Source organism: Plantactinospora sp. ZYX-F-223, assembly GCF_039649625.1.
In the GTDB taxonomy this organism is placed as follows: Bacteria; Actinomycetota; Actinomycetes; order Mycobacteriales; family Micromonosporaceae; genus Plantactinospora.
The window spans coordinates 1-12,318 of sequence record NZ_JBDJAV010000019.1 but is presented as its reverse complement, the minus strand read 5'-3'; the positions used below and the strand labels follow the sequence as shown (position 1 = coordinate 12,318).

General features: G+C 73.7%; 11 protein-coding genes. All 11 read left to right on the top strand.

Annotated elements, in window-relative coordinates; translation table 11 throughout:
* Window positions 1–203: 203 nt before the first annotated feature.
* The 11 genes from AAH979_RS19930 to AAH979_RS19880 all read left to right on the top strand — a co-directional run bounded on the left by AAH979_RS19930 (window position 204) and on the right by AAH979_RS19880 (window position 12,157).
* The gene (locus tag AAH979_RS19930) at window positions 204–1,289 is read left to right on the top strand and encodes a transporter substrate-binding domain-containing protein (RefSeq protein ID WP_346259634.1); all 1,086 of its coding nucleotides are present in this window, start codon (window positions 204–206) and stop codon (window positions 1,287–1,289) included.
* Window positions 1,286–2,707 carry a hypothetical protein gene (locus AAH979_RS19925; protein ID WP_346259633.1) on the top strand — a complete coding sequence of 474 codons (1,422 nt, stop codon included), beginning with the start codon at window positions 1,286–1,288 and terminating at the stop codon, window positions 2,705–2,707. Before AAH979_RS19930 ends, AAH979_RS19925 begins: the two co-directional genes overlap by 4 nt.
* A 100-nt stretch (window positions 2,708–2,807) precedes the next feature.
* Window positions 2,808–4,019 (top strand): MFS transporter, encoded by a 1,212-nt coding sequence (locus tag AAH979_RS19920; protein ID WP_346259632.1) that lies wholly within the window; start codon window positions 2,808–2,810, stop codon window positions 4,017–4,019.
* A gap of 89 nt (window positions 4,020–4,108) precedes the next feature.
* A complete protein-coding gene (locus tag AAH979_RS19915; RefSeq protein WP_346259631.1) occupies window positions 4,109–4,489 on the top strand; it encodes a hypothetical protein in 381 nt (126 codons plus the stop codon).
* A gap of 174 nt (window positions 4,490–4,663) precedes the next feature.
* On the top strand, window positions 4,664–5,857 hold the full coding sequence (locus tag AAH979_RS19910) for a PQQ-binding-like beta-propeller repeat protein (protein WP_346259630.1): 1,194 nt from the start codon (window positions 4,664–4,666) through the stop codon (window positions 5,855–5,857).
* 216 nt (window positions 5,858–6,073) lie between these two features.
* The gene (argC, locus tag AAH979_RS19905; RefSeq protein ID WP_346259629.1) at window positions 6,074–7,081 is read left to right on the top strand and encodes an N-acetyl-gamma-glutamyl-phosphate reductase; all 1,008 of its coding nucleotides are present in this window, start codon (window positions 6,074–6,076) and stop codon (window positions 7,079–7,081) included.
* A gap of 244 nt (window positions 7,082–7,325) precedes the next feature.
* Window positions 7,326–8,501, top strand: a complete 1,176-nt coding sequence (gene argJ / locus AAH979_RS19900; RefSeq protein ID WP_346259628.1) for a bifunctional glutamate N-acetyltransferase/amino-acid acetyltransferase ArgJ — start codon at window positions 7,326–7,328, stop codon at window positions 8,499–8,501.
* Window positions 8,498–9,403 carry an acetylglutamate kinase gene (argB, locus tag AAH979_RS19895; RefSeq protein ID WP_346259627.1) on the top strand — a complete coding sequence of 302 codons (906 nt, stop codon included), beginning with the start codon at window positions 8,498–8,500 and terminating at the stop codon, window positions 9,401–9,403. The genes argJ and argB overlap by 4 nt, the downstream gene beginning before the upstream one ends.
* Entirely contained in the window at window positions 9,400–10,626 is a 1,227-nt protein-coding gene (locus tag AAH979_RS19890) for an acetylornithine transaminase (protein WP_346259626.1), read from the top strand. Before argB ends, AAH979_RS19890 begins: the two co-directional genes overlap by 4 nt.
* Complete coding sequence (argF, locus tag AAH979_RS19885) at window positions 10,626–11,645, top strand: ornithine carbamoyltransferase (protein WP_346259625.1); 1,020 nt, start codon at window positions 10,626–10,628, stop codon at window positions 11,643–11,645. The genes AAH979_RS19890 and argF overlap by 1 nt, the downstream gene beginning before the upstream one ends.
* Window positions 11,642–12,157: an arginine repressor gene (locus AAH979_RS19880; RefSeq protein WP_346259624.1), complete on the top strand. Its 516-nt coding sequence runs from the start codon at window positions 11,642–11,644 to the stop codon at window positions 12,155–12,157. The genes argF and AAH979_RS19880 overlap by 4 nt, the downstream gene beginning before the upstream one ends.
* Window positions 12,158–12,318 lie beyond the last annotated feature (161 nt).

The following is a 12,318-nucleotide window of genomic DNA, read 5'->3' as shown; positions in this document are numbered from 1 at the left end:
GCAACCCCGACGGATGGTCCGATCGCGGCCGTCGCGCTCCGGCGCGGCGGCCGCGACGTCCTCGGGCGGCAGGACGGCGGCCGTCTCCGGCGCAGCGCCCGTCCGGTTTCGCGGATCTTGTACTCTACGGTCTCGCGGAGACGTCTCGGGGGTACGCGTGCCGCAGGCCCCGGGGCGTCACTGTCCGGATTGGAAGATCGAACGTGACGCCGAACCCAACCAGGTGGAACGCCCTGCGCAAGCCGCTCCGGATCTGGGGCCCGGTGCTCGCCCTGCTGCTGGTGGTGGCCGGCGCCGGGGCGTACGTGGTGGCCGGACTGCGCCCGTCGCCCACCTCGCCGTCCCGGCCGGTGCTGGTCTCCAGTGGAGACTGGGCCCCGTTCGTCGGCTCGGAGCTGCCCGACGGCGGCCCGGTCACCGAGCTGGTGGTGGAGGTCCTCAACCGGTCCGGCTACCGCCCCGAGATCAGGTACACCTCCTGGTCCCTGGCCGAGGAGCAGGTCCGCTCCGGTGCCACCATCGGGACGTTCCCGCTGGTGGGCAGCGAGTCCCGGCGGGCGGACCTGCTGCTGTCGGACCCGCTCGTCGACTTCGAGTACGTGCTCTTCTACAACCGCCGGGCCGGCCAGCCGAAGGTCACGTCCGCCGCCGAGCTGGGTGCGCTGCGGGTCGGCGGCATCACCGGGTACGGCTACTGGGACGAGCTGGAGTCGGCGGTCACCGACTTCGTGGAGTTCCCGTCCACACTGGAGGGCTTCCGGGCGCTGGCCGACGGCCGCATCGACCTGCTCGCCGAGGGGCTGCTCTCCGGCCAGGCGGCGCTGGCCGACCCCTCCTTCGCCGGTGACGTCGGCGACTTCGACCACCTCAAGGGCGACGACCCGCTGATCCACTCCGTCGAGGGGCTGTACTTCATGATGGCGGACAGCGCCGAGGCGGCCGTGGTGATGCGGGAGTTCAACCAGGTGCTCGGGGAACTGCGCCGGAGCGAGGAGTACGCGGAGATCGTCGCCGAACTCGACCCGCCCGCGCAGCGGGAGGTCACCCTCGACCCGGTCGGCGGCACCGGACTGGTGGAGTTGCGCGACGAGCGCGGCAGGCTGGTGCTGCTCGCCCCGCGGGGCACCCGGGCGCAGGTGCTCGACTGGCCGGAGGAGTTCGTCGGCCGGGCCGGCCCGACCCCCGGGCGGATCCTGGTCGAGGTGAAGCTGACCAACGGGCCGGCGCAGGGTCGGGTACTGCACGTCGACGCCCGGGCGCTCCGGCTGGGAACGGCGGCGGGCCGATGACCCAGTTGCGGATCCTCGCCCCGGTGGTGGTCGACTTCTACGCCGTACCCGGAGCGGCGCTGCGGGATCCGGAGGCGCACGCGCGGTTCTGGGCCGAGCGTCAGCCGGCCCTGGACGCGCTGCTGCCCCGGCTGGCGCCGCCCGTCCCGGCGGAGGCCGCCGGGTCGCCGCCGGTGGTGGTGCTCAAGCACACCCGGCCGCGCAGCTCGCTGAACCTCTACCGCAGCATCAGCGAACACGCGGCGGAGCGGACGCTGCACGTGCTGACCGGCCGGCTCCGCCCGGAGCACCTGGCGGAGCGCTCCGGTGACCTGCTGTGGGCCGGGCTCGTGGAGATCAGCTTCCGGCTCTACGACCACGGGCTGATGCTGCTGGAGATGCTGGCGGAGGTGGACCCCTGGCTGGCCGGGCAGGCCGACCGGCTACCGGCCCGGCTCGACGAGTTGCAGGCCCGGGCGGTGGAGCTGGGTGAGCAGACCGCCCGGGAGATCGTCCGGCAGTACCTGAACCCGGTGCTCGCGCTGCTGCGCGAGGCGGACCGGGACGGGGAGGTGCTGGGGGCGGCCACCCCGGCCGACGACCCGGTGACGGCGGAGTTCGGCGAGGCGCTCTGGGTGACCCGCAGCCTGGTGGTCGACCCGTCCGCGCCGGGTGCCGAGGAGATGACCCGGCACTGGGTCAAGGACGTCGTCATCGGCGACGACCAGCGCGCTCCGGCGGACCGGCTGCTCGACGGCGACCTCGACCACCTGGTCCGCTGGCTGAACTACCTCTTCCTGGACCGGACCGGTGCGGGTGCCCGGATGCTGCCCGGCGACCCGTTCCGGGACCAGTGGGAGGCGCTGCGCTACGCCCAGGTCTTCTACGGCGTGCTGGAGCGGATCGACGCCCGGCTGTCGAAGATCCTCGCCGACTCGGCGGCGGCCGGCTCGCGGTGGGAGTTGGAGCAGCTCAAGGGGAAACTGACCGGGCTGAGCCAGCGGGCCGAGCTGATCATCATGGAGCGCCAGGACCTGTCGAAGTACCTCAAGCGGGCGGTACGGGTCGAGATGGACGCGATCCTCGACTTCTGGGACTACGAGAAGCTCCTGGAGCAGCCCGTACACTTCAAGATCGAACTCTGTGGACGGCGGCTGGCCGAGCTCGCCGCCCGGCGTACGGCCCGGTCGGCGATGTTCACCGACCTGATCCTGCTCGGCATCGCCATGACGTCGATCCTCGGTACGGCGCTCGCGGTGACCGAGTTCGGCCGCTCCATCGCCAGCGATCCGGAGATGGCCGTCTACGACCTCGGCCGATCCTCCCTGGTGGCCTGGGTCGCCTCGCAACCGGCGGACGCCATCCTGGTCACCTCCGGGGTGGTCTCCGCGCTGCTGGTCGTCGTGTACCTGTTCTTCCGGCGGGATCGCAGCGCATGAGCTCCGCCGGTCCGACCGGAGCGGGTCCGGCCGCCCCGGCACCCGTGGAGTCCGGCCCGGACCCGGGAGGCCGGCACCGCACCGGGCGCGGCGAGGCTGGATGAGGCAGGCGCTGCGCAGCCGGGCGATCCGCACCTTCGCGGTCACCCAGTTCCTGCTGGAGGTCCAGTTCTGGTTTCCGATCTGGCTGATCTACCTGCTCGACCTCGGCTTCCCGCTGGCGACCGCGGTACTCGCCGACGGGGTGTTCCGGATCGTCTCGGTGGCCTGCGAGCTTCCGGTGGGTGTGCTCGCGGACCGGATCGGGCGGCGCCGGGCGTACCTGACGCTGGCCGGGGGTGCGGTGCTGACCTTCGCGGCGATCTCGCAGGTCCGTACCGTGCAGATGCTCTTCGCCGCGTGGGTGCTCTGGGCCGTACTCTGGGCGCTCACCTCCGGGGCGGCCAGCGCCTACCTCTACGAACTCTGCGTACAGGACGACCTGGAGATCGATCCGGCCCGGGCCTTCGGGCTGATCCGGGCGGTGGGCAGCGGCTCGGTGCTGATCTCCCTACTCGCCGCCGGCTACCTGTACAAGATGGAGCCGACGTTGCCGTTCACCGTCACCGCCGGGCTGGCCGGGGTGGCGTTCCTGCTCGCCCTGACCCTGCCGGAGATCGCCGGATCACGGGTCACGACCACGCTCTCCTCGGTGTACGCCGACATCCGGGCCGCGGTGGCCGACGTGCGGTTGCGCCGGGCCGTGTGGCTGGGGGTCCTGCTGCTGCTGTTCGGCTGGAGCGCCCGCATACTGTTCCAGCCACTGGCCCTGGAACTCGGGCTGTCCGCGCAGGTCACCGGCTGGATGTACGCGGCCTTCGCCGCCGCGTCGGTGCTCGGCGGCCTGCTGGCCGGATATGTCTCGGCGCCGAGCCGGCGGCTCGCGCTGACCGTGTCGTTCCTGCTCGTGCTCGCCACCCTGGTCGCGGTGAGCCAGGCGGAGTGGCTCGGCCCGTTCCTGTTCCTGCCGGTGATGGGCCTCGGCTACGCGCTCGGGATGACGGTGCTGGAGGTGCTCACCAACGAGGTCACCTCACGCCGGGTCCGCGCCCTGGTCTTCGGGGTGGTCGCCAGCCTGGCCGGGGTAGGCATCGCGGTCGCCCGCCCCGCCCTCGGGGTCCTGTCCGAGCGGCGCTCCACACCCTTCGCGGCCGGGGTGTGGGCCGGCGTCGGCGTCGGACTGGTGCTGCTGGCGCTCTGGCAGATCCGGAAGTTGCGGTCGGAGCCTGACGGTGGGGTGCGCGGGCCAGACTCGCCCGGCCGGCGCCGGTGACATCGACGGCGCCGGTGACATCGAAGAATGGACATCTCGCCGGTGATGCTGAAGGATCTGCCTCGCACACGACTTTCGGAGGTCACGGGGTGGGAAGTCATCGACGGCGGGCGCTCGGGTGCGGCGTACTGCTGGTGCTGCTGTTTGCCGGGGGATGTCGCGGGGCGGGGGTCAACACCTCGCCGCAGGCGTGCGACGACGCCCGGACCGTGCTCGGCCAGTTCCATGGCCTGCGAGGCTCGGCGGAGGAGGTCCGGGCCACCCAGATCGAGGCCATGCAACCCGAGTTGGCGAAGGTGGCGGAGTCTGCGGACGGCGACGTGAAAGGCGCGATCCAGCGGCTGGCCGACACCATCGAAGCGGCCGACATCGACTCCAGTCAGCCGGCCGCCACGCTGCGACCGAAGCTGGCCGAGTTCGACACGGCGTTCGAGCAGGTCCGGCAGGAGTTCGACGAGGTCTGCGACTGACGCCGGTCGGCGACCGACGCTCGTCGGGACGGCGCCGAGGCTGCGGGACGGCGCGGTGACCGCCGCCAGCCGAGCGGCGGCGGGCGGTGCAGTGCCGGACGACCTCGCGGTGCCGGACGGGTTAGGCTCGGCTGACCGTCGAGCCCGGGACTGGGCCGCAGATCGGGAGACCAGGTGGAGAGCCGCGCCACGGTGCTCATCGACCTCGGCGACGATCGCGGCCTCCCCGATGTCGAAACGCCGCCTTCGCCCGGGTCGCGCCGGGGCTCGGTGCGCTGGCTGGCGGGGCTGCTCTCCAGCCTGTTGGTGCTCTTCGGGGTGACCGCCGCCGCGCCGCCGGACGGTGCGCTGCGGCCGGTGGGCGGTCTCGACGTGCCGGCCGAGAGCACGTACTTCGTCGCCGACGACGTGCTGCTGGTCTCCGCCGCGCTGGTCGGCCGGCCGAGCACTCTCACCGCGTACGACCTGCCGGGCGGGGACCGGCGCTGGACGGTACCGGTCACCATGGCCGGCCGGCACTACGCGGAGCGGGTCGGTGAGATCCTGCTGGTCGCCGAACTCGACTCGGTCGGCCGGCGTACGGTGACCGCCGCCCGGTCGGTCCGCACGGGTGCGGTGCGGTGGGTCCGGCCTGGCCGGGTCATCCGGGTCGGCGGCAGTGGCCTCGGGCTCGGGGTCTCCGAGGTGCGCAGCGTCTCCGGTGCCGGTCGCCGGCTGGAGGGGGCCGTCGAGGCGGTGGACCTGGCCACCGGGGAGGTCCGGTGGCGGCTGCGGCTGGCGTCGACCGCGGTCGTGCAGCCGGTGCCCGGTGATCCGGCCCGGGTGCTGGTCGTGCACGACAACGTCACGGCGGAACTGCGCGACCTCGCCACCGGTGCCCTGGTCGGCACCGGTGCACTGCCGCCGGCCGACTACGCGCAGAGCAACCCCCGGGTGGTCGGCGGCCGGCTGGTACTGCGGCACCCCGCCGGGCGGGAGCCGGCCGTCAGCGGGTACGACCTGCCCGGGCTGACCCGACGGTGGACCCGGCCGGGTGACGGGATCGGCGAGCTGATCCGGGACTGTGCAGGGCTGGCCTGCCTGGACGGCGAATCGCGGGTGGTCGCCCTGGATCCGGCCAGCGGGGCGGAGCGGTGGCGCCGGGCCCGGCCCCGGGGATGGAACTCGATCGTCTGGTCCCCGGACATCCTGATCCGGCCGGACGCCTACGACGGCCGGTCGCTGCTGGCCGTGGCCGACGGTGCGGCGCTGCGGATCGTCGGTGCCCTGCCGCCCGGGGTGGTGGACTGCCGGGCCGGCCCGGCCGCCCTGGTCTGCCGGACGGCCCCGGACCGGCTGGGCCTGTGGCAGTTGACCGGACCGGCTTGACCCCTGCTACGCGGCGAAGATCCGGGTGGGACCACCGGGCTGCCGGTCGGGGACAACCAGCGCCACCCCGGGTGCGGCCGCCAGACACCGGGACGGCGACGCAGATGCGCGACGCGGGTCCACCTGATCGAAAGATCATTCAGTCCACCGCATAGACTTGCAGTTGTCCGGCGATGTCTGCTAGCGTGCTCGCTGCATAGAAATGCGGAGGTGGGCATGGGAATTCGAGTCGCGGTCGCCGGCGCGAGTGGCTACGCAGGTGGCGAACTGCTCCGGCTGATCGCCGGGCACCCCGAACTCGACCTCGTCGCCGCCACCGCACACAGCCAGGCCGGTCAGCCGGTCGCCGCCGTACACCCGCAGCTCACCGGCCTCGACCTGGTGCTCGGCCGGACCGAACCGGCGGTGCTCGCCGACGCGGACCTGGTCTTCCTGGCCCTGCCGCACGGCGAGTCGGCGGCGTTGGCCGCCGCCCTGCCCGACGGGGTCCGCCTGGTGGACCTCGGCGCGGACCACCGGCTCACCGACGCCGCCGCATGGACCCGCTACTACGGCGGCACCCATGCCGGCGCCTGGACCTACGGCCTGCCGGAGCTGCCCGGCCAGCGGGCGGCGATCGCCGGTGCGACCCGGGTCGCCGCCACCGGCTGCTACGCGGTGGCCACCACCCTCGCCCTCGCCCCGCTGCTCGCCGCCGGGGTGGCCGCCCCGCACGACGTGGTGGTGGTCGCCGCCTCCGGCACCTCCGGGGCCGGCCGGTCGGCCAAGCCGCACCTGCTCGGCAGCGAGGTGATGGGTGACCTCTCGCCCTACAAGGTCGGCGCCCACCAGCACGTCCCGGAGATCAAGCAGGCCAGCGGGGCGACCGGGCTCTCCTTCACACCGGTGCTGGCTCCGATGCCGCGCGGCATCCTGGCCACCGTCACCGCGCTGCCCGCCGGCGGCGCCCCGGCCGACCCGCGCGCGGTGCTGGCCGAGGCGTACGCGGACGCGCCGTTCGTGCACCTCCTGCCCGAGGGGCAGTGGCCGCACACCGCCGCCACGCTCGGCGGCAACTCCTGCCACCTGCAGGCGACCGTCGACGTCGACTCCGGTCGACTGATCGTGGTCAGCGCCATCGACAACCTCGGCAAGGGCGCCGCCGGCCAGGCGGTGCAGTGCGCCAACCTGATGCTCGGGCTGCCGGAGACCACCGGCCTGTCCGTGCACGGGGTGGCACCGTGACCGGGGTGTCAACGGTCGCCGGGCCCGCTCCGGTCGCAGCCGGTGTCGCGGCAGTCGGACGGCCGCTGGTCGCGGCAGTCGGATGGGCGCTGGTCGCGGCGGTCGGACGGCCGCCGGTCGCAGCCGGTGTCGCGGCAGCGGGCTGCGTAGCCGTCGGTGCGGGAGCGTCGCGGACCGCGAGCCTGCCGGGCACCGCGGGGCCGGCGGAGATCGCGACGGTGGCAGGCAACGAGGGAGGATTGGCATGAGCGTCACCGCGCCCCGGGGATTCCGGGCGGCCGGCGTCGCCGCCGGACTCAAGTCCAGCGGCGCCCGGGACGTCGCGCTGGTGGTCAACGACGGACCGGACGCCGTGGCGGCCGGGGTCTTCACCGCCAACCGGGTCAAGGCGGCACCGGTGCTCTGGAGCCAGCAGGTACTGCGGGCCGGGCTGGTCCGCGCCGTGGTGCTCAACTCCGGCGGCGCCAACGCGTGCACCGGAGCGCCCGGCTTCCAGGACACCCACGCCACCGCCGAACACGCCGCCGCCGCGCTCTCCGGATCCGTTGACGGCGGGCCGGCGGTCGGCGCCGGCGAGGTGGCGATCTGCTCGACCGGGCTGATCGGCGAGCGACTGCCGATGGAGCGGCTGCTGCCCGGAGTGGACGCGGCGGTGGCCGGGCTGGCCGCCGACGGCGGACCGGCGGCGGCTGAGGCGATCATGACCACCGACACCCGGCCCAAGACGACCGTGGTCGCCGGCACCGGCTGGACGGTCGGCGGGATGGCCAAGGGCGCCGGGATGCTCGCACCCGCGCTGGCCACCATGCTCTGCGTGGTCACCACCGACGCGGTCGCCGGGCCGGCCGTGCTGGACGAGGCGCTCCGGGAGGCTTGCCGGGTCAGCTTCGACCGGGTCGACTCGGACGGCTGCCTCTCCACCAACGACACCGTGCTGCTGCTGGCCAGCGGCGCCTCCGGGATCGCGCCGAGCCAGGCCGAGCTGACCGCTGCGGTCACCGAGGCCTGCCGGGACCTGGCCCGGCAACTGGTGGCCGACGCCGAGGGCGCCAGCAAGGAGGTCGCGATCGAGGTGGTCGGGGCGGCCGGCGAGGACGACGCGGTCGAGGTCGGCCGGGCGGTCGCCCGGAACAACCTGGTCAAGACCGCGCTGTTCGGCAACGACCCGAACTGGGGCCGGATTCTCGCCGCCGTCGGCACCACGGCCGCGGCCTTCGAGCCGGACGGCATCGACGTGGCGGTCAACGGGATCTGGGTGTGCCGGTCCGGGGCCGCCGCCGAGGACCGGGCCAAGGTCGACCTCTCCGGCCGGCAGGTGACCATCCGGATCGACCTGCACGCGGGCCCGGCCGAGGCCACCATCTTGACCAACGACCTGTCGCACGCGTACGTGCACGAGAACTCGGCGTACTCGACATGATGCTGACCCGTGACCTGACCGAGGCGCAGCGGAAGGCGGCCACCCTCATCGAGGCGCTGCCCTGGCTGGCCCGCTTCTCCGGCTCCACCGTGGTGGTGAAGTACGGCGGCAACGCCATGATCGACCCGGAGTTGCAGCGGGCGTTCGCCGCCGACATGGTCTTCCTGCGCTACGCCGGGCTCAAGCCGGTGGTGGTGCACGGCGGCGGTCCGCAGATCTCCGCCATGCTGCGCCGGCTCGGCATCACCAGCGAGTTCAAGGGCGGGCTGCGGGTGACCACGCCGGAGGCGATGGACGTGGTCCGGATGGTGCTGGTCGGCCAGGTCGGCCGGGAACTGGTCGGGCTGATCAACGAGTACGGCCCGTACGCGGTCGGTCTCTCCGGCGAGGACGCCCGGCTCTTCACGGCGGTACGCCGGCCGGCGTACGTGGACGGCGAACCGGTCGACATCGGCCAGGTCGGCGACGTGGACCGGGTGAACGTCTCGGCGGTCGCCGACCTGATCTCGGCCGGCCGGATTCCGGTGATCTCCACTGTCGCGCCGGACGTCGACGGTGTGCTGCACAACCTCAACGCCGACACCGCCGCCGCCGCGCTGGCCGTCGCGCTGCGGGCCCGCAAGCTGGTGGTGCTCACCGACGTACCCGGGCTCTACGCCGACTGGCCGGACACCGACAGCCTGGTTTCCGAGATCACCACCGGTCAGCTCGCCGAGCTGCTGCCGAAGCTGGAGTCGGGAATGGTGCCGAAGATGGAGGCCTGCCTGCGGGCGGTCAGTGGCGGGGTGCCGGCGGCGCACGTGGTGGACGGGCGGGTGGCGCACTCGACCCTGCTGGAAGTTTTCACATCGGAAGGATTCGGCACGATGGTGGTTCCCGAGCCCGGGGCGGTCTCGTCATGACAACGACCCTGGTCGACCGCTGGACGCAGTCCATGATGGACAACTACGGGACCCCGCAGCTCGCGCTGGTCCGCGGCAGCGGCGCGGTCGTGGTCGACGAGGCCGGCCGGGAGTACGTCGATCTGGTCGGCGGCATCGCGGTCAACGCGCTCGGGCACGCCCACCCGGCGGTGGTCGAGGCGGTCTCCCGGCAGGTCGCCACCCTCGGGCACGTCTCCAACCTCTTCGTCGCCGAGCCGCCGGTGGCGCTGGCCGAGCTGCTGCTGGCGCTGGCCGGCCGACCCGGCCGGGTCTTCTTCGCCAACTCCGGCGCGGAGGCGAACGAGGCCGCCTTCAAGCTGTCCCGGCTGACCGGGCGCACCGAGGTGGTCGCCACCGAGGGCGGCTTCCACGGCCGGACCATGGGCGCGCTGGCGCTCACCGGCCAGCCGGCCAAGGCCGACCCGTTCCGCCCGCTGCCCGGCGAGGTGACCCACGTCCCGTACGGCGACGTCGAGGCGCTGGCCGCCGCGGTCACCGACCGGACCGCGATGGTGATCCTGGAACCGATCCAGGGCGAGAACGGCGTCGTCGTGCCGCCGCCCGGCTACATCGCGGCGGCCCGGCGGATCACCGCCGCGCACGGCGCGCTGCTGGCGCTGGACGAGGTGCAGACCGGGATCGGGCGTACCGGGCACTGGTTCGCGCACCAGGCCGACGGGATCGAGCCGGACCTGGTCACCCTGGCCAAGGGGCTCGGCGGCGGGCTGCCGATCGGTGCCTGCCTGGCCTTCGGCAAGGCCGCCGAGCTGCTCCGGCCGGGCCTGCACGGCACCACCTTCGGCGGCAACCCGGTGAGCTGCGCCGCCGCCCTCGCCGTCATCTCCACCATCGCCAACGAGGGGCTGCTCGACCACGTGAAGCGGGTCGGCGAGCGGATCCGGCGGGGGGTGGAGGCGCTGAACCACCCGCTGGTGGCGCAGGTGCGCGGCGCCGGGCTGCTGCTCGGCATCGTGCTGCGTGCCCCGGCCGCCGCCGCGACCGCCGGGGTGCTGCGGGACGCCGGCTTCCTCGCCAACCCGGTGCAGCCGGCGACGATCCGGCTGGCCCCGCCGCTGATCCTGAGTCTGGACCAGGCCGACGCGTTCCTCGCCGCCCTGCCGGCAGCACTGGACGCGGCGGCACCGGCCGGCCCGGAAACGTCGGCTCCGGCCGTCGTCGAGCAGACCCGGGGTGGACTCTGATGCCCCGGCACTTCCTGCGCGACGACGACCTCAGCCCGACCGAGCAGGCGGCGGTACTGGACCTCGCCGCCCGGATGAAGTCTGATCGTTACGCCCTGCGCCCGCTTGCCGGGCCCCGGGCGGTGGCGGTGCTCTTCGACAAGCCGAGCCTGCGTACCCGGCTCTCCTTCGACGTCGGCATCGCCGAGTTGGGCGGCCACCCGATCGTGGTGGACACCCAGGTCACGCACTTCGGCCGGGGCGAGTCGCTGGTGGACGCGGCCCGGGTGCTGTCCCGGTACGTCGCCGCGATCGTGCTGCGCACCTTCGGGGACGACCGGATCGCCGAGCTGGCCGAGGGCGCGACGGTGCCGGTGGTGAACGGGCTGACCGACGGCTTCCACCCCTGCCAGCTCCTGGCCGACCTGCTCACCGTCCGCGAGCACTGTGGCGGCACCGCCGGCCGGACCCTGGCGTACCTCGGCGACGCGGCCAACAACATGGCGCACTCCTACCTCGTCGGCGGCGCGACCGCCGGGATGCACGTCCGGGTCGCCGGCCCGGCCGGCCACGAACCCGACCCGGCCGTACTGGACCGGGCCGCCGAGATCGCGGCCGGCACCGGCGGCTCGGTACGCGTGCTGCGCGACCCGGCCGAGGCGGTGGCCGGCGTCGACGTGGTCGCCACCGACACCTGGACCTCGATGGGGCAGGAGGGCGACGGCCGGGACCGGTTCACCGCGTTCCAGCCGTACCAGGTCAACAAGACCCTGCTGGCCGGTGCCGCACCGGAGGTCGTGGTGCTGCACTGCCTGCCGGCGCACCGGGGCGAGGAGATCACCGACGAGGTGCTCGACGGCCCTCGCAGCGCGGTCTTCGACCAGGCGGAGAACCGGCTGCACGCCCAGAAGGCCCTGCTCGCCTGGCTACTGGAGCGGCACGCCGAGGAGCGCGCGGCCGCCGGGGAAGCCGCGGCGCAGCCGGCCGGCGAGCCGTCGGCGGCCTCGATCATCGCGTCCGTGGTCGGCGAGTCGGCATGACCGGACCACTGACCCGGGCCGCCCGGCACGCCCGGATCGTCGACCTGATCCGCGAGCGGGCGATCCGCTCGCAGACCGAGCTGGCCGACCTGCTCGCCGACGCCGGGGTGCAGGTCACCCAGGCCACCCTCTCCCGCGACCTGGACGAGCTGGGCGCGGTCAAGGTGCGCGGCGGCGACGGACCGGCCGTCTACCTCATCCCGGAGGACGGCAAGCGGCCGCTGCGGGACGCCGAGCAGGCGCCGGCCCGGCTGATCCGGCTGCTCCGCGAACTGCTCAACGGGGTCGACTCCAGCGGCAACATCGCCGTGCTGCGCACCCCACCCGGTGCCGCACAGTACCTCGCCAGCGCGCTGGACCGGGCGGGGCTGCCGGAGGTCGTCGGCACCATCGCCGGTGACGACACCATCCTCGTCGTGGCCCGCGAGGCGACCGGCGGCGCGGCGCTGGGGGAGAAGCTCGCCGCCTGGGCGGCCCGGGAAGAACCTGCTGAAGGGAGCACCACACCATGAGCGAGCGTAGCGAGCGAATCATCAAATTCAGTGCGGATGTGCCTCATGGCGGCCCGGAGCGCAGCGGAGGGCCGGCATGAGCGAGCGTAGCGAGCGAGTCATCAAATTCAGTGCGGATGTGCCTCATGGCGGCCCGGAGCGCAGCGGAGGGCCGGCATGAG

Bases quoted from the DNA above. Each gene is read 5' to 3' on its own strand.
- AAH979_RS19925 (WP_346259633.1), top strand. From the start codon at position 1,286: ATGACCCAGTTGCGGATCCTCGCCCCGGTGGTGGTCGACTTCTACGCC.
- AAH979_RS19920 (WP_346259632.1), top strand. From the start codon at position 2,808: ATGAGGCAGGCGCTGCGCAGCCGGGCGATCCGCACCTTCGCGGTCACC.
- argC (WP_346259629.1), top strand. From the start codon at position 6,074: ATGGGAATTCGAGTCGCGGTCGCCGGCGCGAGTGGCTACGCAGGTGGC.
- argJ (WP_346259628.1), top strand. From the start codon at position 7,326: ATGAGCGTCACCGCGCCCCGGGGATTCCGGGCGGCCGGCGTCGCCGCC.
- argB (WP_346259627.1), top strand. From the start codon at position 8,498: ATGATGCTGACCCGTGACCTGACCGAGGCGCAGCGGAAGGCGGCCACC.
- AAH979_RS19890 (WP_346259626.1), top strand. From the start codon at position 9,400: ATGACAACGACCCTGGTCGACCGCTGGACGCAGTCCATGATGGACAAC.
- argF (WP_346259625.1), top strand. From the start codon at position 10,626: ATGCCCCGGCACTTCCTGCGCGACGACGACCTCAGCCCGACCGAGCAG.
- AAH979_RS19880 (WP_346259624.1), top strand. From the start codon at position 11,642: ATGACCGGACCACTGACCCGGGCCGCCCGGCACGCCCGGATCGTCGAC.